20 protein-coding genes are annotated in these 21,531 nt (G+C 71.2%); 14 read left to right on the forward strand and 6 right to left on the reverse strand.

Features of this window, described 5'->3' with window-relative positions; genetic code table 11:
* The first annotated feature begins 45 nt into the window (after positions 1 to 45).
* The 5 genes from panC to ACTMTJ_RS24590 all read left to right on the forward strand — a co-directional run bounded on the left by panC (position 46) and on the right by ACTMTJ_RS24590 (position 5,431).
* Positions 46 to 879, forward strand: a complete 834-nt coding sequence (gene panC / locus ACTMTJ_RS24570) for a pantoate--beta-alanine ligase (protein ID WP_441220065.1) — start codon at positions 46 to 48, stop codon at positions 877 to 879.
* Positions 880 to 982: 103 nt separating this feature from the next.
* Positions 983 to 1,894 (forward strand): septum formation family protein, encoded by a 912-nt coding sequence (locus tag ACTMTJ_RS24575; RefSeq protein ID WP_441220066.1) that lies wholly within the window; start codon positions 983 to 985, stop codon positions 1,892 to 1,894.
* A gap of 264 nt (positions 1,895 to 2,158) precedes the next feature.
* A complete protein-coding gene (locus ACTMTJ_RS24580) occupies positions 2,159 to 3,790 on the forward strand; it encodes an L-aspartate oxidase (RefSeq protein WP_441220067.1) in 1,632 nt (543 codons plus the stop codon).
* Positions 3,787 to 4,662 carry a carboxylating nicotinate-nucleotide diphosphorylase gene (gene nadC / locus ACTMTJ_RS24585; protein ID WP_441220220.1) on the forward strand — a complete coding sequence of 292 codons (876 nt, stop codon included), beginning with the start codon at positions 3,787 to 3,789 and terminating at the stop codon, positions 4,660 to 4,662. The genes ACTMTJ_RS24580 and nadC overlap by 4 nt, the downstream gene beginning before the upstream one ends.
* A gap of 10 nt (positions 4,663 to 4,672) precedes the next feature.
* Positions 4,673 to 5,431 (forward strand): type III pantothenate kinase, encoded by a 759-nt coding sequence (locus tag ACTMTJ_RS24590; RefSeq protein ID WP_441220068.1) that lies wholly within the window; start codon positions 4,673 to 4,675, stop codon positions 5,429 to 5,431.
* On the opposite strand, the gene ACTMTJ_RS24595 is transcribed toward ACTMTJ_RS24590, so the two are convergent.
* Positions 5,413 to 6,180 (reverse strand): class I SAM-dependent methyltransferase, encoded by a 768-nt coding sequence (locus tag ACTMTJ_RS24595; protein WP_441220069.1) that lies wholly within the window; start codon positions 6,178 to 6,180, stop codon positions 5,413 to 5,415. The two genes, ACTMTJ_RS24590 and ACTMTJ_RS24595, sit on opposite strands and share 19 nt — an antisense overlap.
* Positions 6,181 to 6,314: 134 nt before the next feature.
* Here ACTMTJ_RS24595 and lysS point away from each other — a divergent pair, with 134 nt between their 5' ends.
* From lysS to ACTMTJ_RS24610, 3 genes are all read left to right on the forward strand, one after another.
* Complete coding sequence (gene lysS, locus ACTMTJ_RS24600) at positions 6,315 to 7,769, forward strand: lysine--tRNA ligase (protein WP_441220221.1); 1,455 nt, start codon at positions 6,315 to 6,317, stop codon at positions 7,767 to 7,769.
* Between the two features lie 89 nt (positions 7,770 to 7,858).
* Entirely contained in the window at positions 7,859 to 8,209 is a 351-nt protein-coding gene (locus ACTMTJ_RS24605) for a histone-like nucleoid-structuring protein Lsr2 (protein WP_173057610.1), read from the forward strand.
* 476 nt (positions 8,210 to 8,685) lie between these two features.
* The gene (locus ACTMTJ_RS24610) at positions 8,686 to 11,211 is read left to right on the forward strand and encodes an ATP-dependent Clp protease ATP-binding subunit (RefSeq protein WP_441220070.1); all 2,526 of its coding nucleotides are present in this window, start codon (positions 8,686 to 8,688) and stop codon (positions 11,209 to 11,211) included.
* Between the two features lie 45 nt (positions 11,212 to 11,256).
* Here the strand turns inward: ACTMTJ_RS24610 and ACTMTJ_RS24615 are convergent, their stop codons facing one another.
* Entirely contained in the window at positions 11,257 to 12,138 is an 882-nt protein-coding gene (locus ACTMTJ_RS24615) for an A/G-specific adenine glycosylase (RefSeq protein ID WP_441220071.1), read from the reverse strand.
* 113 nt (positions 12,139 to 12,251) lie between these two features.
* Between ACTMTJ_RS24615 and ACTMTJ_RS24620 the strand changes: the two genes are divergently transcribed.
* The 3 genes from ACTMTJ_RS24620 to ACTMTJ_RS24630 are packed head-to-tail and all read left to right on the forward strand — an operon-like array spanning position 12,252 to position 14,051.
* Positions 12,252 to 12,764: a glycine cleavage system protein R gene (locus ACTMTJ_RS24620; RefSeq protein WP_441220072.1), complete on the forward strand. Its 513-nt coding sequence runs from the start codon at positions 12,252 to 12,254 to the stop codon at positions 12,762 to 12,764.
* Positions 12,761 to 13,312 carry a peptide deformylase gene (locus ACTMTJ_RS24625; protein ID WP_441220073.1) on the forward strand — a complete coding sequence of 184 codons (552 nt, stop codon included), beginning with the start codon at positions 12,761 to 12,763 and terminating at the stop codon, positions 13,310 to 13,312. Before ACTMTJ_RS24620 ends, ACTMTJ_RS24625 begins: the two co-directional genes overlap by 4 nt.
* 52 nt (positions 13,313 to 13,364) lie before the next feature.
* Entirely contained in the window at positions 13,365 to 14,051 is a 687-nt protein-coding gene (locus tag ACTMTJ_RS24630) for a hypothetical protein (protein WP_441220074.1), read from the forward strand.
* 10 nt (positions 14,052 to 14,061) lie between these two features.
* Here the strand turns inward: ACTMTJ_RS24630 and disA are convergent, their stop codons facing one another.
* The 4 genes from disA to ACTMTJ_RS24650 form a co-directional block, all read right to left on the reverse strand.
* Positions 14,062 to 15,261, reverse strand: coding sequence for a DNA integrity scanning diadenylate cyclase DisA (disA, locus tag ACTMTJ_RS24635; protein WP_441220075.1), 1,200 nt, complete (start codon positions 15,259 to 15,261; stop codon positions 14,062 to 14,064).
* An 89-nt stretch (positions 15,262 to 15,350) separates the two neighbouring features.
* Positions 15,351 to 16,793 (reverse strand): DNA repair protein RadA, encoded by a 1,443-nt coding sequence (gene radA, locus ACTMTJ_RS24640; protein ID WP_441220076.1) that lies wholly within the window; start codon positions 16,791 to 16,793, stop codon positions 15,351 to 15,353.
* A gap of 37 nt (positions 16,794 to 16,830) precedes the next feature.
* Complete coding sequence (locus ACTMTJ_RS24645; RefSeq protein ID WP_441220077.1) at positions 16,831 to 17,535, reverse strand: hypothetical protein; 705 nt, start codon at positions 17,533 to 17,535, stop codon at positions 16,831 to 16,833.
* Positions 17,536 to 17,632: 97 nt separating this feature from the next.
* Positions 17,633 to 18,469, reverse strand: coding sequence for a UbiA family prenyltransferase (locus ACTMTJ_RS24650; RefSeq protein WP_441220078.1), 837 nt, complete (start codon positions 18,467 to 18,469; stop codon positions 17,633 to 17,635).
* 47 nt (positions 18,470 to 18,516) lie between these two features.
* Between ACTMTJ_RS24650 and ACTMTJ_RS24655 the strand changes: the two genes are divergently transcribed.
* Genes ACTMTJ_RS24655 through ACTMTJ_RS24665 form a run of 3 tightly spaced genes read left to right on the forward strand, consistent with a single transcriptional unit; the run spans position 18,517 to position 21,458 of the window.
* Positions 18,517 to 19,221 carry a methyltransferase domain-containing protein gene (locus tag ACTMTJ_RS24655; RefSeq protein WP_441220079.1) on the forward strand — a complete coding sequence of 235 codons (705 nt, stop codon included), beginning with the start codon at positions 18,517 to 18,519 and terminating at the stop codon, positions 19,219 to 19,221.
* Between the two features lie 21 nt (positions 19,222 to 19,242).
* A complete protein-coding gene (locus tag ACTMTJ_RS24660; RefSeq protein WP_441220080.1) occupies positions 19,243 to 20,412 on the forward strand; it encodes an acyl-CoA dehydrogenase family protein in 1,170 nt (389 codons plus the stop codon).
* Positions 20,406 to 21,458: a type III polyketide synthase gene (locus ACTMTJ_RS24665; protein ID WP_441220081.1), complete on the forward strand. Its 1,053-nt coding sequence runs from the start codon at positions 20,406 to 20,408 to the stop codon at positions 21,456 to 21,458. The genes ACTMTJ_RS24660 and ACTMTJ_RS24665 overlap by 7 nt, the downstream gene beginning before the upstream one ends.
* Positions 21,459 to 21,531 lie beyond the last annotated feature (73 nt).

Raw genomic sequence — 21,531 nt, forward strand, 5'->3', positions numbered from 1 at the left:
CCCCGAAAAACGCTCCGCTTCGTTCCACGTTTCCCCGGGGATCCCGTGACCACGCTGGTGCACACCCGGGCGGATCTGGCCGCGGCCCGGGCCGCCATGCCGGGCACCGTGGCCGTCGTGATGACCATGGGCGCCCTGCACGAGGGGCACCGCGCGCTCCTGCGGGCCGCGCGCGAGCGGTCCGACCACCTGATCGCCACGATCTTCGTCAACCCGCTCCAGTTCGGGCCGAACGAGGACTTCGACAGGTACCCCCGCACCCTCGACGCGGACCTCACGGTTTGCGCGGAGGCCGGCGTCGACCTCGTCTTCGCACCCGACCGCGCCGAGATGTACCCCTCCGGTGAGCCGATGGTCCGGGTCAATCCCGGCCCGCTCGGCGAGCGGCTGGAGGGAGCGAGCCGACCCGGGTTCTTCCACGGGGTGCTCACCGTCGTGCTCAAGCTCCTCCAGGTCACCCGCCCACACCTCGCGTTCTTCGGCGAAAAGGACTATCAGCAGCTCACCCTCGTGCGGCGGATGGTGCGCGACCTCGACGTGCCGGTCGACATCGTGGGCGTGCCCACGGTCCGCGAGCCGGACGGCCTCGCCCTGTCCAGCCGCAACCGCTACCTGGCCCCCGCCGAGCGCCAGGCCGCGCTGAGCCTCTCGGCCGCGCTGCGGGCCGGCGCCGAGGCCGCGGCGCGGGGAGGCGACGCCGAGGCCGCGGCCCGCGCCGCCTTCGATTCCGATACGGCCAAGCTGGACTACCTGGTCCTCACCGGGCCCGATCTCGGCCCGGCGCCGGCCGCGGGTGCGGGCCGGATGCTCGTCGCCGCCTGGGTGGGCAGCACCCGACTCATCGACAACGTCGCTGTCGAGATCGCCTCCCCGACGTAACGTTGAGGAACGTCACTCGCCGGTTGTACACCGGAAGTCGGATTTGGCCTGGGTGACGTATGCTCGGCCGTCCGGACAGCAGTGCCCTTGGGGAGGACACAGGATGCGACGACGGTGGATCGCCGCGCTCGCGTTGGGCGGCGCGACCGCCCTGATGCTCTCCGGTTGCGGCAACCCCGCGGGCGTCGACGGCGACCTGACCAACAACTGGGCGGCGATGGGCGAGGCCAAGCCGTTCGTCCCGCCGGCCGAGGTGTGCCACAGCGCCGACTTCGCCGAGGTGGCCTACCTCTCCTCCTTCAACCCGGTCGACTGCGCGAGCGCACACCGGCTCGAGACCGTCTTCGTCGGCGAGTTCACCGGGGCCGCCGCCAGCGGATCGGCCCCACCCGCGAAGGGGTCGCCCGAGGTCCGCGCCGCCTTCGCCGAGTGCGACACCAAGACCAAGGAGTACGTGGGCGCCGACTGGCGCACCGGCCGGCTGCGGCTGGGCGTCGTGCTGCCGTCGCCGCAGGCGTGGGAGGGCGGCTCCCGCTGGTTCCGGTGCGACGTCACCGAGGTGACCAACATCGAGGACAACGGCGACACCACCACCCGCAGCGGCAGCGTCAAGGGCGCGCTGGCGTCGGCCTCGCCCCTCTCGCTCGGCTGCTACCAGGTCAAACTCGCCAAGGACAGCAGCATCGACACGATGCCGGCGGCCGCCTGCAACAAAGACCACAACAGCGAGTTCGTCGGCGTCTACGTCGCGCCCGACGGCCCATACCCCACCAAGAGCGCCGACTGGGACAAGCTCCACGGCGAGTGCCGGAAGATCATCGCCAAGTACGCGGGCGTGCCCAACGACGGCAACCTCAAGTACCGCACCGGCGTCGTCTCGCTGCCCGGCAACGAAGACGAGTGGAAGGGCGGCAACCGCGGCGTCCGCTGCTACCTCTGGCTGAGCGAGCGCAAGGTCAACCGCTCCCTCAAGGGCGCGGGCCCCAACGGCATGCCGATCCAGTACGAAAACTAGCCCAACCCCAATTTCAAGATTCGAGCTACCGCGGCGTCCGTCGTGGTCGCTCTCCGTTGCTCCCGCGGCCTCACCCGTCCGCCGTTGGTCGCGGCTACCCCTTTGAGTGAGGCCGCGGGAGCAACGGTCCGGACCACCGCGGACGTCGCGGTAGCTCGATTCTTTGGAGCTGAGGCTTTCAAGGTGTGGATCGTGGAGTCGCACTGACTGGTGCTCTGATCACAGTCTGGGCCGTGCGGCGGTGTGCGGTGGTTGACTGGTCGGATGGATGTCGCACTGCCCGTGGTGCCGCGTCGGCTCGGTGCGCCCGAGCCTGGCTGGTACGAGACGACCGACGTCGTGGTGGTCGGGTCTGGCATCGCGGGTCTGACCGCGGCCCTGCACCTGCGCGAGGCCGGCCTCCATGTCACCGTCGTCACCAAGGTCAATATCGATGACGGGTCCACGCGTTGGGCGCAGGGTGGGATCGCCGCCGTGCTCGACCCGCTCGACACTCCCGCCGCCCACGCCGCCGACACGCTCGTCGCGGGCGTCGGGCTGTGCGACCCGGCGGCGGTCGAGGTCCTGGTCGAAGAGGGGCCGCTGCGGGTGCGGGAGCTGATGCGGCTGGGTGCGGAGTTCGACCGCAATCCGGACGGGTCGCTCATGCTCACCCGCGAGGGGGGCCACCGGGCCAACCGCATCGTGCACGCGGGCGGGGACGCGACCGGTGCCGAGGTGCAGCGGGCCCTGCACGCCGCGGTCGGCCGCGACCCGTGGATCCGCCTCGTCGAGCACGCGCTGGTGCTCGACCTGCTGCGCGCGCCGGACGGCCGGGCCTGTGGCATCACCCTGCACGTGCTCGGCGAGGGCAGCGAAGACGGTGTTGGCGCGATCCTCGGCCGGGCGGTCGTGCTGGCCACCGGCGGCATGGGGCAGATCTTCTCGGCGACCACCAATCCCTCCGTCTCCACCGGTGACGGTGTGGCGCTCGCGCTGCGGGCCGGTGCGGCGGTGACCGACGTGGAGTTCGTGCAGTTCCATCCGACGTCGTTCGTGGGCGGTGAGATCCACGAGACCCAGCGCCCGCTGATCTCCGAGGCGCTGCGCGGCGAGGGCGCGTACCTTGTCGACGGCGAGGGCCGGCGCTTCATGGTCGGGCAGCACGAGCTTGCCGAGCTGGCCCCGCGCGACGTGGTGGCGAAGGCCATCCACCGGGTCATGCTCGCCACCGGCGCAGACCACGTCTACCTCGACGCCCGCCATTTGCCGGACGTGCCGCACCGGTTTCCGACCATCACCGCCGCTTGCCTGGCCGCGGGCGTCGACCCGACCACCGATCTCATCCCGGTCGCGCCGGCCGCGCACTACGCCTCCGGCGGCGTCCGCACCGACCTGCGCGGCCGCACCTCCATCCCCGGCCTGTACGCGTGCGGCGAGGTGGCCTGCACCGGCGTGCACGGCGCCAACCGGCTGGCCAGCAACTCGCTGCTGGAAGGGCTTGTGTTCGCCCGCCGGATCGCCGAAGACGTGGCACACGACCTCCCACCGCGGGCCGAGCCGGCGGCGGTGGGTGGCGAGCCGGGCTGGGTGGTAGGCGAAGAGGTACGCGTCCAGCTCCAGGAGGCGATGACTCGGGGCGCCGGCGTGCTTCGGTCGGCCGACTCGCTCGCCACCGCGGCGAAGGAGCTGACCCGCCTGGGTGGCACCCGCGGCACCCCGCGCACCGCCTCGTGGGAGGCGACAAACCTGCTCACCGTGGCGTCCACGCTGGTCGCGGCCGCGTACGCCCGGCAGGAGACGCGCGGCTGCCACTGGCGCGAGGACCACCCGGCGGCCAGCGACGAGTGGCTCGGCCACCTGCTCGGTGGCATCGGGCCGGACGGTGAGGTCACCGAGGCGTGGGAGAAGCTGTGAACGAGTCCACTGTGGAGGCCCTGCGCGCGGCCGGGCTCGATCCCGCCGATGTGGCGCGCGTCGTCCGCACCGCGCTCGACGAAGACCTCGGGCCGGCCCACCTCGACGTGACGAGCGTCGCGACCATCCCCGACGACCAGGTGGACACCGCCGACGTCGTCGCCCGCGCCGACGGCGTGGTCGCCGGCCTGCCGGTCGCGCGTGCGGTGTTCGAGGACGTGGACGCGCGTACCAGATGGGAAAGCCGGACCCGCGACGGCGAGCGGGTGGCGCGCGGCGCGGTGCTGGCCACCGTGACCGGCCCCACCCGCGCCCTGCTCACCGCGGAGCGCACGGCGCTCAACCTGCTCTGCCGCATGTCCGGGGTGGCCACCCACACGCGCGCCTGGGCCGACGTGCTCGCCGGCAGCAAGGCCACCGTGCTGGACACCCGCAAGACCACCCCTGGCCTGCGGGCGCTGGAGAAGTACGCGGTGCGGGCCGGCGGCGGCACGAACAAGCGGATGGGCCTGTACGACGTCGCCATGATCAAGGACAACCACAAGCTGGCGGCGGGTGGGCTGACCGCGGCGTACCGGCGGGTGCGCGAGCTCTTCCCCGACGTCCCGGTGCAGGTCGAGGTCACCACCGTGGCCGAGGCGGTGGAGTCGGTCGAGGCCGGCGCCGACTTCCTGCTCTGCGACAACATGACTCCCGACCTGCTGCGCGAGGTGGTCGCGGCGGTCGGCGACCGGGCCGAGCTGGAGGCCACCGGCGGGCTGACCCTGGAGGTCGCGGCGGAGTACGCGGCGACCGGCGTCGACTACCTCTCGGTGGGTGCCCTCACCCACTCCTCGCCTATCTTGGATATCGCCCTGGACCTGCGCCCGTAAGAGGTAGCGCGTGCTGCTCTGCATAGACATCGGTAACACCAACACGGTGCTCGCCACGTTCGACGGCGACAAGCTGGTCCACTCCTGGCGGATCAAGACCGACGCCCGCTCGACGGCCGACGAGATGGGCCTTATCTACCGCGGGCTGCTCGCCGGAGACGCCGTGGAGATCACGGGCGTGGCGGCCTGCTCGACGGTGCCCGCGGCGCTGCGTTCGCTGCGCATGATGCTGGCCCGCTACTACGGCGACGTGCCCACCGTGATCGTCGAGCCGGGCGTGAAGACCGGCGTGCAGCTGGCGATCGACAACCCGAAGGAGGTCGGCCCGGACCGGGTCGTCAACACCCTTGCGGCGTACACGATCTACGGCGGGCCCTCGATCGTCGTCGACATCGGCACGACCAACACCTTCGACGTGATCAGCGCCCGGGGCGAGTTCCTGGGCGGCGCGTTCACGCCGGGCATCGAGATCTCCTTCGACGCGCTCGCGGCGCGGGCGGCCCAGCTGCGCAAGGTCGAGCCGGCGAAGCCGCGCTCGGTGATCGGCAAAAACACTGTGGAGTGCCTACAGGCGGGTATGTACTTCGGGTACGCCGGCCTGATCGACCACATCATCAACCGGATGTCGGAGGAGCTGGGGCCGCTGCGCGCGGTGATCGCCACCGGCGGGCTGGCGCCGGTCGTGATCGACGAGTGCCGCACGATCACCCACCACGAGCCGATGATCACGCTCATCGGCTTGCGCATGGTCTACGAGCGCAATACCTGAGCCCTGAAGACGATCACGCGGTACGGCACCTCGAAGCTCTCCCGCCCGGCGAGGTCGGGATGGGTGGCGGTGAGCTCGCGCACACCCGCCACGATCTCGGCCTGCCGCTCCGGGGTAGAGGTGAGGAAGTACGACCGGGTCGAGATCATCGCGACGAGGCTCTCCGGCGTACGCGTCTCGTGGTGCGTGAACTCCTTGCGCTCCGTCGGCCCGAACATGTCGCTCAGCTCCAGCTCGACGGTCGGCTCGGGGTCGAAGTTGCCCCGGTTGTCGGGCGTGTCGTGGGTGATCCGGGACAGCTCCGCTATCCACGGCTCGCGGTCGTCGCGATGGTTCCAGATCGCGCCGAAGCGGCCTCCCGGGTGGAGCAGCCGGGCGATCTCCGGGTGGGCGCGCTCCCGGTCGAACCAGTGGTATGCCTGCCCGGCCACCACCGCGTCGGCGCTCGCATCCGGCAGCGGCACCGACTCGGCGAAACCCGCCACCGCGGCCACGCGCTCGCCCTCGCCCTCGCTCGAAGCCGTGAGCTGGGCGCGCATGCCCTCGTCCGGCTCGACTGGCGTGACCTTGTATCCGGCCGCGAGGAGCACCCGGGTCAGCTTGCCCGTGCCGGCGCCCAGGTCGACGACCTCGGCCGGCGGCGGTTTGCCCACCGCCCACCGCACCGCCTCGACGGGGTAGCTGGGTCGGAACCGGTCGTACTCCGCCGCGGCGGCCCCGAACGACAGGGCCTGAGTTTGATCAGCCATCGGTTATCGACGGTACCCAAAGCCCGGTTACGAGTACCCTCGTGGCGAATCCGTTCGCCTTTAATTGAGAAAGCTGTGCCGTGACTGAGTCGACTCCTGCCGCCGCTGACCCCGCCGAGGACCTACCCGAGCAGATGCGGGTGCGCCGGTCCAAGCGGGACCGCATGCTCGCCGACGGGGTGGAGCCGTACCCGCTGGGCTACCCGCGTACTGCCACGCTCGCGCAGATCCGGGAGCGGTACGCCGAGCTGCCCACCGATACGGCCACCGGCGACACGGTGTCCGTGACCGGGCGCGTCATCTTCATCCGCAACAGCGGCAAGCTGTGTTTCGCCACCCTGCGGGACGGCGACGGCACCGAGCTCCAGGCGATGCTCTCGCTCGATCGGGTCGGCACCGAGCGGCTCGAAGATTGGAAGCGCCTCGTCGATCTAGGTGACCTTGTGGGCATCACCGGAGAGGTGATTACGAGCCGCCGGGGTGAACTCTCCGTGCTCGCCGACACGTGGACGATGACGGCCAAGGCGCTCCGCCCGCTCCCCGTGGCGCACCGGCCATTGAGTGAAGAGGCTCGGGTCCGCCAGCGGTACGTCGATTTGATCGTGCGCCCGAAGGCGAGGGAGACGGTCCGCACCCGGGCCACGGTGGTGCGAAGCCTGCGTGACTCGCTTCACTCACGAGACTTCCTCGAGGTCGAGACACCGATGCTTCAGTTGCTGCACGGTGGCGCCGCGGCCCGGCCATTCGTAACTCACAGCAATGCGTTGGATACTGATCTGTATCTGCGAATCGCACCAGAGCTATTCCTGAAGCGCTGTGTGGTTGGTGGGATCGAACGAGTCTTCGAGATCAACCGCAACTTCCGGAATGAGGGAGTTGACTCATCGCACTCTCCCGAGTTTGCGATGCTGGAGGCGTACCAGGCGTACGCCGACTACAACACCATGGCCACGCTGACCCGCGAGTTGGTACAGGAAGCCGCGCGTGCGACCTTTGGGTCCTATGTTGTTACGCATGCGGACGGCGCTGAGTACGACCTTGGCGGTCAGTGGCGCTCCGTCACCCTCTACGGGGTTCTTTCCGAGGCCCTCGGTGAGGAGGTAACGGTCCGTACGGACATGGCCCGGCTGGTTCAGTACGCAGAGAAGCACAATCTGCCCGTGTCGCCCAAGTGGGGGCCGGGCAAACTCGCCGAGGAACTCTTCGAGGAGCTCGTCGTACCAAACCTCGTGCTCCCCACCTTCGTGATGGACTACCCGGAGGAGACGTCGCCGCTGACCCGGGCCCATCGTGACCAGCCCGGCCTCGCCGAGAAGTGGGACCTGTACGCGTTCGGCGTCGAGCTCGCCACCGCCTACTCCGAGCTGGTCGATCCCGTTGAGCAGCGCGAACGGCTGGTGCGACAGGCGCAGTTGGCGGCGAAGGGTGACGACGAGGCGATGCGGTTGGACGAAGACTTCCTCCGGGCCATGGAATACGGGATGCCGCCGTCCGGCGGGATGGGAATGGGAATCGACAGGCTCCTCATGGCGCTCACCGGCCTGGGTATTCGGGAAACCATCCTCTACCCGCTGGTCCGCCCCGAGTAGATTTCTTCGATCCTATTGACGGGTGGAGCGTCTTCCAAGCTATTGTTCTCTTGTTTGCGGGAGGAACCTGCTCGGAAGGATAGCGGCCCGTGGCCAAGCAGATCATTCACAAGTTGGTCGACGACCTCGACGGCGGCGACGCGGACGAGACCGTCAAGTTCTCGCTCGACGGCGTTCAGTACGAGATCGACCTGTCCAAGAAGAACGCCGACAAATTGCGGGAGGCAATCGCCCCATACGCGGCGGCCGGTTCAAAGATCGGGCGCGGCGGTGTCGTGGTCGGTGGGCGTGCCGCGCGTGGTCGTGGTGGAGCAGCGGCCGATCGCGAGCAAAACAAGGCGATCCGCGCTTGGGCGAAGAAGGAAGGCAAGGAGATCTCCGACCGGGGCCGGATCCCGCAGGAGATCGTCGACGAGTACCACGCGAAGGCGGGCCGCTGAGCCTCGCCGTCGCGACCGGACCCGGCAACGGGCCCGTGGCGCAGTGCGCGCCGCGGGCCCGCCCGCATCTGCGGGGTGGCTCCCCGCGGGCAGCCCCACGGGCCTCCAGCGAATTCGGCCGGAATTCGCCGGAGGCCCGTGGCGTTGCCTACCCGGTACGGGTCGCATCTGTCGCCGGACCGTGACCCGTCGATCCCACCCCCGTTGTCCACAGGTGGACACTGTTGTCCACAGGCTGTGGATGACCGCATGGGTGAGCTGTGGATTTCGCTCTCCGCGTAGCGGTCGGGTCGGGGAAACAGCGCTCCAGGGCGCACAGTTGGGGAAAAGGTCGCGGACGTGGGCCAGTCCGGCACGCACGGCACAAGCAGAGTCGGTCCGCGGCGATAGAGTATTGACACGGGCGCTCCGACGGGGCGTCCCCGGCGCTGGCCCCGCCAAGATCATGGCGCACGGCACGTGAGGAGCACGAGGGCATGTTCGAGCGGTTCACCGACCGAGCGCGACGGGTTGTCGTCCTGGCTCAGGAAGAAGCCCGGATGCTCAACCACAACTACATCGGCACGGAGCACATCCTGCTGGGTCTCATCCACGAGGGTGAGGGCGTCGCGGCCAAGGCTCTGGAGAGCCTCGGCATCTCCCTGGAGGGCGTCCGCCAGCAGGTGGAAGAGATCATCGGCCAGGGTCAGCAGGCGCCGAGCGGGCACATCCCGTTCACGCCGCGGGCCAAGAAGGTCCTTGAGCTCTCGCTGCGTGAGGCGTTGCAGCTCGGTCACAACTACATCGGCACGGAGCACATCCTGCTCGGGCTGATCCGGGAAGGTGAGGGCGTCGCCGCCCAGGTGCTGGTCAAGCTCGGCGCCGACCTCAACCGGGTGCGCCAGCAGGTGATCCAGCTCCTGTCCGGCTACCAGGGCAAGGAGCCGGCCGCGGCCGGCGCCGCCGCGGGCGAGGCCGCCCCGTCGACCTCCCTGGTGCTGGACCAGTTCGGTCGCAACCTGACCCAGGCGGCCCGCGAGGGCAAGCTCGACCCGGTCATCGGGCGCGAGAAGGAGATCGAGCGGGTGATGCAGGTGCTCTCCCGCCGCACCAAGAACAACCCGGTCCTGATCGGCGAGCCCGGCGTGGGCAAAACCGCCGTCGTGGAGGGCCTGTCCCAGCGGATCATCAAGGGCGAGGTGCCCGAGACGCTCAAGGACAAGCAGCTCTACACGCTGGACCTCGGTGCGCTGGTCGCCGGCTCCCGCTACCGCGGTGACTTCGAGGAGCGCCTCAAGAAGGTGCTCAAGGAGATCCGCACCCGGGGCGACATCATCCTCTTCATCGACGAGATCCACACTCTGGTCGGCGCCGGCGCCGCCGAGGGCGCGATCGACGCGGCGAGCATCCTCAAGCCGATGCTGGCCCGCGGCGAGCTCCAGACCATCGGCGCGACGACGCTTGACGAATATCGCAAGCACCTCGAAAAGGACGCGGCGCTCGAGCGGCGCTTCCAGCCGATCCAGGTTGGTGAGCCCTCGCTGGCGCACACCATCGAGATCCTCAAGGGTTTGCGTGATCGCTACGAGGCCCACCACCGAGTCTCGATCACGGACGCCGCGCTGGTGGCGGCCGCGACGCTCGCCGACCGCTACATCTCCGACCGGTTCCTGCCGGACAAGGCGATCGACCTCATCGACGAGGCCGGTGCCCGCATGCGCATCCGCCGGATGACCGCGCCGCCAGACCTGCGTGACTTCGACGAGCGGATCGCCCAGGTGCGCCGCGACAAGGAGTCCGCGATCGACGCGCAGGACTTCGAGCGGGCCGCCCAGCTGCGTGACAAGGAAAAGCAGCTGCTCGGTCAGAAGGCGCAGCGGGAGAAGGAGTGGAAGGCCGGCGACCTCGACGTCGTGTCCGAGGTCGACGACGAGCAGATCGCCGAGGTGCTGGCCAACTGGACCGGCATCCCGGTGTACAAGCTGACCGAGGAGGAGACTTCCCGGCTGCTGCGGATGGAAGACGAGCTGCACAAGCGGGTCGTCGGTCAGGAAGACGCGGTCAAGGCGGTTTCCAAGGCCATCCGGCGTACCCGGGCCGGGTTGAAGGACCCGAAGCGGCCTTCGGGCTCGTTCATCTTCGCCGGTCCGTCCGGTGTGGGTAAGACCGAGCTGTCCAAGGCGCTGGCGGAGTTCCTGTTCGGCAGCGAAGACGCGTTGATCCAGCTGGACATGTCCGAGTTCCACGACCGGTACACGGTGTCCCGGCTGGTGGGTGCGCCTCCCGGTTACGTCGGTTACGACGAGGGTGGTCAGCTGACCGAGAAGGTGCGCCGGCGGCCGTTCTCGGTGGTGCTGTTCGACGAGATCGAGAAGGCTCACCCGGATGTGTTCAACACGCTGCTCCAGATCCTGGAAGATGGTCGGTTGACCGACGGTCAGGGCCGCATCGTCGACTTCAAGAACACGGTGATCATCCTGACCACCAACCTGGGCACCCGCGACGTGGCCAAGGCCGTCTCGCTGGGCTTCCAGGCATCCGAAGACTCGGAGTCCAACTACGAGCGGATGAAGCAGAAGGTCAACGACGAGCTCAAGCAGCACTTCCGGCCGGAGTTCCTCAACCGGATCGACGACACGATCGTGTTCCACCAGCTGAAGGAGGACGAGATCCTCGAGATCGTGGACATCATGATCGCCCGGATCGAGACCCAGCTGCGCAACAAGGACATGAGCATGGAGTTGACCGACAACGCCAAGCGGTACCTGGCGAAGAAGGGCTTCGACCCGGTGCTTGGTGCTCGGCCGCTGCGTCGCACGATCCAGCGGGACATCGAGGACAACCTCTCCGAGCGGATTCTGTTCAACGAGCTCAAGCCGGGCCAGATCGTGGTCGTCGACTGCGAGGGCGACCCGGCCGACGTCGACAAGTCCAAGCTCGTGTTCCGCGGTGCGGACAAGCCGGTCGAGGTGCCCGACGCGGTGCCCGCCGACCTCGGCAGCGCCGCTGAGGCAGCTGAGTAAAGACAGGTTCGAAAAGGGGCGGTTCCGAGAGGGGCCGCCCCTTTGCTATGCCTCGCCGGCCAGCGCGTAGCGGCCCTCGCCGGCCGTCGACACAAGGCCGTCGTCGAGCAGGCTCCGCAGTGCGCGGTCACGCTGCACCGCGTCCGCCCAGACCAGGTCCAGCCGCTCCGCTGGCACCGGCCCGTGCGCCTCGCGCAGCACGGCCAGCAACAGCCCGCGAACCTGGCGGTCCGTGCCCGCGTACTGCTGCGGCCGGCGAGTCGGACCGGTCGGCGCCGGCCGGCCCTCCGCCCGCCAGCCGCACAGCTCCACCACCGGGCAGTCCGTACAGCGTGGCGCCCGCGCGGTGCACACCACGGCACCGATCTCCATGAACGCCGCGCTCGCCCGCGCCGCCCGGCCCGGCTCGACCGGCAGGAGCGCCTCGGTGTCGGCCAGGTCGGCGGGCGTGGTGCTGGGGCCGGCGTCCGGCTTGCCGCGGCTGGCCCGGGCCACGAACCGCCGCACGTTGGTGTCCACCACCGGCTGCCGCTGCCCGTACGCGAACGCCGCCACGGCCCGCGCGGTGTACGCCCCCACGCCCGGCAGCGCGAGCAGCGCGTCGAGATCGGCGGGCACCTGGCCACCGTGCCGCGCCACGATCGCCAGCGCGCACTCGTGCAGCCGCATCGCCCGGCGGGGGTAGCCGAGCCGTCCCCACATCCGGATCGCCTCGGCGGGTGTGTCGGCCGCGAGCGCCGCCGGCTCGGGCCAGCGCGCCAGCCACGCGTGGTACGCCGGCAGTACCCGCGCCACCGGCGTCTGCTGGAGCATGATCTCGCTGACGAGCACGGCCCAGGCGGTGGTGCCCGGCGCGCGCCACGGCAGGTCGCGGGCGTTGGCGTCAAACCACTCGATGGCCGCGTCGGCCAGGTCGGTCTCAGGCATTCCACTCCCAAGGCGGGTGCTCGTCGCGTCGCGGGCCCGCGACGCGACGAGCACCACCAGCAAACAGCGGGTCGATCCTGCCACGACCGGTCACATGGGGCAGACTCCCACCCGTGAACGAGCTTGCGATCACCGTGATCGGCCAGGACCGTCCGGGCATCGTCGCGGACGTCTCCGAGGCCCTCGCCCGGCTCGGCGCCAACCTGACCGACTCGACGATGACTCGCCTGCGCGGCCACTTCACGTGGACGCTGGTGTGCAGCGGTCCCGGTGCCGCCGAGGTCGAGGCCGCGCTCGGCCCACTCGCCGCCGACGGCCGGCTGCTCGCGACGGTACGGGAGGTCGGCAGCGAGGTCGAGGCGGCCGCCGCGGGCGAGCCCTACCTGATGAGCGTGCACGGTGCCGACCGGCTCGGCATCGTCGCGGCCGTGACCCGCGTGCTCGCCGAGGCCGGCGCCAACATCACCGACCTCACCACCCGGCTGACCGGCCCGCTCTACGTGCTCGTCGCCGAAGTGGACCTCCCGGCCGGCACGGCCGACCGGGTCGCCAAGCGGCTGGCCGAGGTCGCCGCCGGGATGGACGTCGAGGTCACGCTCCGCCCCACGGAGACGGATGTCCTGTGACAGGTCCGTTCCACGGCTGGACTCCGGACGCGCTCGGCGACCCGGGCGAGGTGCTGCCGGTGGTGACCGCACCCGACGCGGTGCTGAGCCGGCCCGGCCCCGAGGTCGACCCCAGCGACCCGAAGGTTGTGCGCCTCGCCGCCGACCTGATGGCCACGATGCGTGTCTCGCCCGGTTGCGTGGGCCTGGCCGCGCCGCAGGTAGGCGTCTCCGCGCAGGTCTTCGTGGTCGACGTCACCGGTCATCCGAAGGCGGCCACGGTGCACGGCGCGTTCGCCCTCTGCAACGCCAAGGTGGTCGAGGCGAGCCGCTGGCGACCAGGCCGTGAGGGCTGCATGTCGGTGCCCGACCTGACCGGCGACGTGAAGCGCGCCGCGCGGGTGGTGGTGGAGGCCGCGCTCCCGGGCACGGGCGCGCAGGTGCGGCTCACCACCGACGCGTTCGAGGCACGGGCGCTACAGCACGAGATCGACCACTGCGCCGGCCGCCTCTTTCTCGACCGCGTCGCCGGCGCCCACGCGATCCACCAACGCAAGGTTTACCTGTAGGGCGGCGCGTCGCCAGGATCCTCGCGGTCCACCCCTATACCGTGAGGGCATCATGAGACTGACGGTTGGTCCCCTTCCTTCCGCCGTCTATTGGCGGCGTCGCGCCATTGTGCTCGGTGCCCTGTTCATCGTCCTCTTGGTGCTCTTCACCACGTGCCGTGGCGGTGGCGGCTCCGGGGCGGCCAAGACCAGCGCCACCAGCACCCCGACCGTCAAGACCAGCGAGGCACCGGCCGCACCGGACACCGAGCAGTCGGCCACGCCGCCGCCGAGCCAGGCGCCCACCACCGGCGCGCCGGTCGCGCCGCCCGCAGCCACGACCGGCGCACCCGCCCAGCCACCTGCGGGCGGCTGCACCGACGCCGAGATCAAGGTCACGGCGGCGCCGAGCCTCACCAACGCGCCCGCCGGCCAGACCATCGTGATCAAGCTGCGGATCAAAAATGAGTCCAACCGCCAGTGCGACCGCGACGTCGGCCCGGACGAGCAGGAGATCTACATCAAGAAGGGCGCGCAGGTCATCTGGTCGTCCGACCGGTGCAGCACCTTCCGCGGCTCGGAGATAAAGCCCTTCCCGCCCGACCACGAGATGGCGTTTCAGGCCACCTGGAACGGTCGCCAGAGCACCGGCTGCCAAAACGGCGCGGCCACCGGCAAAGCCCCCGACCCTGGCGAATACCAGGTCTTCGGCCGGCTGGGCACCGACCTCAGCACCCCGGTCAAGCTCACGCTCACATAGCAGAGCGGGTTTAGACGTAGCGCTCCAGGATCGAGGCTTCGGCAAGGCGGGAAAGGCCCTCGCGGACACCGCGCGCCCGCGCGTCGCCGACTCCGTCGACGGCCTGTAGGTCTTCGACTGTGGCGCCGAGCAGGCGCTGCAAGCTGCCGAAGTGGCCCACCAGGCGGTCGACGACGGTGCCGGGCAGGCGGGGCACCTTGGCCAGCAGCCGGAACCCCCGCGGGCTGACCGCCGCGTCGAGCGAGTCGGAGGCGCCCGGGTAGCCGATCGCCTTGGCGACCGCCACGAGGTCGATCATCTCGGTGGCCGTCAGCAGGTCGAGCTCGACAAGCGCCTCGTCGAGCGTGCGGGCCTTGCGCCCGGCCGGCAGGTAGTCGCGGATGACGAGCGTGCGGTCGGCGTCGACGCCGGCCATCAGCTCGTCGAGCTGGAGGGCCAGCAGCCGGCCGTCGGTGCCCAGCTCCACCACGTAACCGGCGATCTCGTCGGCGATCCGGCGGACCATCTCGAGGCGCTGCACCACGGCCACCGCGTCGCGCACGGTCACCAGATCTTCGATCTCCAGCGCGGAGAGCGTGCCGGACACCTCGTCGAGCCGCAGCTTGTAGCGCTCCAGCGTCTGGAGCGCCTGGTTGGCCCGGGAGAGGATCGCGGCCGAGTCGTCGAGGACGTGGCGCTGGCCGTTGACGTACAGCCCGATGATGCGCATCGACTGGCTTACCGAGATCACCGGGAAGCCGGTCTGCTTGGCGACCCGCTCAGCGGTGCGGTGACGCGTGCCCGACTCCTCGGACGGGATGGACGGATCGGGCATGAGGTGCACCGCGGCGCGCACGATGCGGGTGCCGTCGCTGGAGAGCACGACCGCACCGTCCATCTTGCACAGCTCGCGCAGGCGGGTGGCCGAGAACTCCACGTCTAGGGGGAAGCCGCCGGTGCACAGCGACTCGACCACCTTGTCGTAGCCGAGGACGATCAGCGCGCCGGTGCGGCCCCGCAGGATCCGCTCCAGCCCGTCGCGCAGGGCGGTGCCTGGCGCCATCAACGCCAGATTGGCGCGCAGGGGATCACCTCCCGGGGCTGGGCCGGCTGCCGGGCCGGGCGGGGCGGCCGCTCCAGCGCTGACAGTGCGCGCGGGCGAGCCGACCACGCCCGCGCGGCCGGCCAGGCTGGCGGCGGCGGTTCTATTCGCATCGCGGTCGATCGGCACGGGCACAGTCTACGGACCGTCATCCGACCTGTGCTGTTGCGGTTCGGCGGCAGATCCGTAGCGTGACGTCGAGAATCTGACGCGTGACGCTACTCGGCAGAGGCGCGTGCCGCCCACTGTAGCGCTGCCCGCACATTTGCCACCTCGACGACCCGCATGCCCTTGGTGCGCACGCCCGTCGCGTCAGGCCCGCAACCCGCCGGCACCAGCGCGAACGTAAAGCCGAGCCGAGCCGCTTCGGCCAGCCGCCGCGGGACCGCTCCCACGCGGCGGACCTCTCCGGTGAGCCCCACCTCGCCGATCGCCACGAGGTGCGGCGCGACCGCGAGGTCGAGACCCCCGGAGGCCACGGCGAGCGCGACGGCCAGGTCGGCGGCCGGCTCGACCACGCGGATGCCGCCGACCGTGGCCGCGAAGACCTCGCGGTCGTGCAGCTTGAGGCTGTCGGTGCGGCGCTGGAGGACGGCCAGCACCATGGCGAGGCGGGCACTGTCGAGCCCGGACACGGTGCGCCGGGGTGAGCCGGGCACCGCCGCGCCGATCAGCGCCTGCACCTCGGTGACCAGCGCGCGGCGCCCCTCCATCGCGACGGTCACGCAGGTGCCCGGCACCGCCTCGTTGGACCGGGTAAGGAAGAGGCCGGACGGGTCGGGCAGGCTGGAGATGCCGCTCTCGTGCATCTCGAAGCAGCCCACCTCGTCGGCGGTGCCGAACCGGTTTTTCACCCCGCGCACGAGCCGGAGCGACGAGTGCTTGTCGCCCTCGAAGTGCAGGACGACGTCGACGAGGTGCTCCAGCACCCGGGGGCCGGCGACCTGACCGTCCTTTGTGACGTGGCCGACCAGGATCGTGGCGATGCCCCGCTCCTTGGCGACCGCGACGAGCGCGGCGGTGACCGCACGCACCTGGGTGACCCCGCCCGGCACGCCCTCGGTGCCCGGCATGGAGATGGTCTGCACGGAGTCGAGCACCAGCAGGCCGGGCTGGACCGCGTCGAGGTGGCCGAGCACGGCGCTCAGGTCGCTCTCGGAGGCGAGGTAGAGCTGCTCGTGGAGCGTGCCCATCCGCTCCGCCCGCAGGCGCACCTGGCTCACCGACTCTTCGCCGCTGACCACGAGCGACGGGCTGCCCGCGCCGGCCGCCCACTGCTGGGCGACGTCGAGCAGCAGCGTCGACTTGCCGACGCCGGGCTCGCCGGCGAGCAGCACGACCGCGCCGGGCACGAGGCCACCGCCGAGCACCCGGTCGAGCTCGGTCACCCCCGTGGGGCGGGCCCGGGCCGGCGTGGCGCTGATCTCCGCGATCGGCCGGGCCGGCTCCGCCGGCATCCGCGAGCTGACCACGCGCCCGGCCGCCATCGGACCGGTCACGGTGGACTCGACGACCGAACCCCACTCACCGCACTCGGGGCAGCGACCGACCCACTTGGGTGGCTGGTGCCCGCAGGCGTCGCACTCATACGCCGGGCGCGGCTCACGCGCCGCGGGGCGGGCCTTGGCCGGGCCGCGCGGGATCGATCTCGACGTCGTCACGCGGGCACGCTAACCAGCGGGTACGACGAAAAGGCGCTCAGTGCTCGCCTTCGCCCGGCTCTGCCGAGCCCCGGGGCACCGGCGTGAGCGGCACGCCCAGCGGCACCTCCAAGGGCAGCGTGGCGCCGCCGACGTCGAAGGTCAGCTTGACGCTCTTGCCACCGGTCAGCTCGTCGTTGAGCCCGATCAGCTGGACGAACTGCGTGCCGTTCGGACTGAGCACCGCGAAGCTGCCGGCGGCGATCTCGATCGTCACGGGCCGCGCGGGCGCCTCGCTCGGCGTCGGCTCAGCGCTCGGCGTCGGCTCTGCGGTCGGTGTGCCGCTCGGTGTCGCCGTCGCGGTCGCCGTCGCGGTCGCCGTGGCGGTGGGTGTGGGCGACGTGGTGGGCGTCGGGGAGGCCGAGGGGGAAGCCGATGGCGACGGTGTGCCCTTCGAGCCCGCGACGAGGGAGACCGACTCGGCCGACTCGCTCGTCACGGTCACCGTTACCGGCTTGTCCGTGTCGTTGAAGATGTGCAGCTCAAGGGGGGCGTCCTCGCCCTTTTCGTAGCCCCCGGCGTGGTAGACGACCATCGCGTTGCGGACCGACACGGTGCCGCCGGGCACATCGACCTGGCCGTTGGCACCAGGCACCGCCGGCACCTGCTCGGCCGTCTCGGCGATCTGTCCTGCGCCGCACCCCGATGCCAGCAGGGCGGTCATCACGGCCGCGCCGGCAAGCAGCGTCATCGAGCGCCTCACGTCGGTCCTCCCTGTCGTGTCTGACCGGGGCCCAGCGTAGTTGCCCGTGATCGCCCGTTCGCGCCTGGCCCGCCACTTGTGTCGGACGAACGCCGGCTCAGACCACACGACCGCTGGTGACGAGCAGCAGGACGTCGATCAGGGCCACGACCAGCACAGCGCGGAAGACCGCCACCGGGCGGGCGCCGCGGGATGAGGCGAGGCGGCCCGCGTACCACCCCGCGGGTAGGACCACGACGGCGGCGGCGACGGCCGCTATGCCGTACCAGCTGGGGCGTCCGGGCGGGCCGAAGACGAGGGTGACCGTCGCCGCGAAGAGCAGCCCGGCGGCGGCCGCGCGTGACCAGACCGGCCCGATGCGGTGCGGCAGCCCGCGCACGCCGGTGCGTTCGTCGTCGTCGAGGTCGGGCAGCACGTTGGCGAAGTGCGCGCCGGCGCCGAGCAGGCCACCGGCGGTGACGATCCACAGCGGCGGCCGGGGCGCGTCCGGCAGAGCCAGGATGACGAACGCTGGCAGCGCCGCGAACGAGAACGCGTACGGCACCACCGAGGCCGGCGTGAACTTGAGCGGCCAGTTGTAGAGCAGCGCGCTGACCAGGGCCGCCGTAATCGTGACCGCGGCCGGCAGCCCGGACGCGAGCCCGAGCAGCGGGGTCGCGGCGGCGGCCAGCAGACCGGCGATGCCCACCGCGCGGCGGCTCACGGCACCGGCGGCGAGCGGCTTGTCGGTGCGCCCCACCGCCCTGTCCCGCTCGGCGTCGAGCCAGTCGTTGGTCCAGCCCACGGCGAGCTGGGTGGCGAGGACGGTGAGGCCGACCAGGGCGGCACCGGCGGCGCTGTGGCCGGCACCGATGGCGAGGAGGGTGGCGGCGACGGTCACGGCCGCACCCGGCTCCGGGTGGCTGGCGCGCAGGAGAGCCCACGGCTTACGCATACCGGGAAGTCTGGCCGTTACCGGGGAGTCGTGCCACGCTCGAACCCATGCGCATCCTGCCGCGCAATGATCCCCGGCAGTACGACGATCTTGCCGGGGAATGGTGGCGGCCCGAAGGCGCCTTCGCGATCCTGCACTGGCTGGCCGAGGCCCGCGCGCGGCTCGTGCCGCCGGCGTCGCGACCGGGCGCGATCCTCGCCGACGTGGGCTGCGGTGGCGGGCTCCTCACCCCGCACCTGCACGGAAAGGGTTACCGGCACATCGGGCTCGACCTCACCACGTCCGCGCTCGAGCACGCCGCGGACCACGGCCTCACGCCGGTCCGGGCCGACGCCGGCGCCCTCCCGCTCGCCGACGGCAGCGCCGACGTCGTGGTCGCGGGCGAGATCCTCGAACACGTCCCGGACCTACCCCGCGCCGTCGCCGAGGCGTGCCGCGTGCTGCGTCCCGGTGGCCTGCTCGTGCTCGACACCCTCAACTCCACCGCGCTGAGCCGGCTCGTCGCCGTGACGCTCGCCGAGCGCGTCCGCGGCGTACCACGCGGCCTGCACGACCCCGCACTCTTCGTCGATCCGCGGGTATTAGAGCGCGAGTGCGCTCGGCACGGGGTGGCGCTCGCCGTTCGCGGCGTACGCCCGAGCGTGCCAGGGCTGGTCGCCTGGCTGGCCGGGATTGGTGGTGGTCGCGGCCGGATCGTCCCGACCTGGTCGGCCGCGATTCTCTACCAGGGGCGGGGCATCAAGAAGGGCTAGCGCCCAGGAGAGGGGCAGGCAATGGCGGGTGACGCGATAGCGGCTGCGCGGCGGTTGGCGCCGAGGCTGGCGGCGCGGGCGGCGGAACACGATCGGGACGGCACGTTTCCGGTCGACGACTTCGCCGACCTACGAGCCGCGGGGCTGTTCGGGCTGATGGTGCCGGGCCGGCTGGGTGGTCGGGAGGCTGGCTTCGCGGAGTACGCGACCGTTGCCTACGAGCTGGCCCGGGGCAACGGGGCGACCGCCCTCGTATTCAACATGCACGCCTCCGTGACCGGTGCCCTGAGCGCGGTCAACGAAGACGTGGCCGAGTCGCTGGGCGTATCCGACGAGGCGCTGGCCGCGCGCGACCGGATGCTGGCCGGCGCGGCCGCCGGATCGTGGTACGGCGTGGCGATGAGCGAGCGCGGCGCCGGCTCCCGCCTCTCCAAGCTCGCCACGATCTACGAGCCGGTCGACGGCGGCTACCACATCAAGGGCGCGAAGACGTTCTGCTCCGGCGCGGGCCACGCCGACGCCTACCTGGTAGCCGCGCGCAGCGCCACCGACCAGTCGGTGGTGTCGCAGTTTCTGGTGCCGGCGACGGTGGACGGGCTGCGGGTGGAGCAGACCTGGGATTCGCTCGGCATGCGCGCGACCGCCTCGCACGACCTGCACATCGACGCCGTCGTGCCGGAAGACACCCTGCTCGGCGGCGTCGAAGGGCTGGCGCTCGTCGTCGCCCAGCTGATGCCGCACTGGCTGATCGCGAGCTACGCGGCCGTGTACGTCGGCGTCGCGCAGGCGGCCGTCGACGCCGCGGTCGCGCACGTGGTCAAGCGCGGCGTGTCCGAGCTGCCGTCGGTGCGGTCCCGGATCGGTCGCGCCGACGCGGCCGTGGCGGCCACCCGCCTGGTCGTGGCGGAGGCCGCCCGCCGGGTCGACGAGGAGCCCGGCGCCGAGGAGACCAACCGCTGGGTGTGGCGCGCGAAGCTGCTGGCCGGCACCACCGCGGCCGAGGTCGGTGCGTCGATGCTGGAGGCGGCCGGCACCTCGGCCACCCGCCGCGGCCATCCGCTCGAACGCCTCTACCGCGACGCCCGCTGCGGCTCGCTGCACCCGGCCACCTCCGACGTGTGCGCCGACTGGCTGGGTGTGGCGGCGATCGGCGGCGACCCGGACCGCGAGGGGACCAACCCGCGATGGTGAGCCCAGCCACGATCGCCGGCCTGGGGATCGCCGTACCCGCACAGGCCCACCAAGACGAGCTGTGGCGAGGCTTCTTCGCCAGCCACTACTCGGGGAGCACCCGCGCGCTCGCCGAGCGGATTTTCGCCAACGCCGGCGTACGCACCCGCCACGCGGTCGCCAACCCGCTGATCGAAGACGTGTCCGGCTGGCCGACCGAGCGCCGCATGCAGAGGTACCTGATCGAGGCTCTCCCGCTCGGCAAGGAAGCGGTCGACCGCGCGCTCGTCGACGCGGGTGTTTCCGCCGGCGACATCGGGCTCTTCGCGGTCTGCTCGTGCACCGGCTACGTCACGCCGGGGCTGGACATCCTGCTCGCCCGCGACATGGGCATGGCGAGCGACACGCAGCGGCTCTTCGTGGGGCACATGGGCTGCTACGCGGCGATGCCGACGATCGGGGCGGCGGCCGACTTCGTGACCGCCCGCGGCCGCCCGGCGCTGGTGCTCTGCAACGAACTGACGAGCCTGCACCTACAGCCCGCGTCCGCGCGGGTGGACACCCAGCAGATCGTCGCCCACGCGCTCTTCTCGGACGCCGCGGCCGCCGCCGTGCTCCTTCCCGGTGGCACCGGCGGGTACACGGTCCGCGAGGTCGCCTCGGTCACCGACACCTCGGCCGTGGACCACATGACCTGGGACGTCACCGACCTGGGCTTCCGGATGGGCCTCTCGCCCCGGGTGCCGCAGGTGCTGTCGATGCACGTACGCCGGTTCGTCGACGACCTGCTCGCCCGGCACGACCTCACGCTGTCCGATGTGGACGGCTGGGCGGTGCACCCGGGCGGGCCGCGCATCCTCAACGTGGTGGAACGCGAGCTCGCCCTCCCGGCCACGGCCCTCGGCGACTCGCGCGCCACCCTCTCCGAGTACGGCAACTGCTCCTCGCCCACCGTGCTGCTGATCCTGGAGGCGATGCGGCAGCGGACCGACCCGCCGAAATGGGTGGTCGCGCTGGCCTTCGGCCCCGGCCTGACGCTGTACGCGACGCTTCTGGAGCACACCTGACATCGGCGCCAGCCGCTACAGTCACCCCGTGAGCGAGCGAGTCGCCTTCAGCGCCGCGCGAGCGAGCAAACCC

It is taken from the genome of Phytohabitans sp. LJ34 (assembly GCF_052068095.1).
Classification (GTDB): domain Bacteria; phylum Actinomycetota; class Actinomycetes; order Mycobacteriales; family Micromonosporaceae; genus Phytohabitans.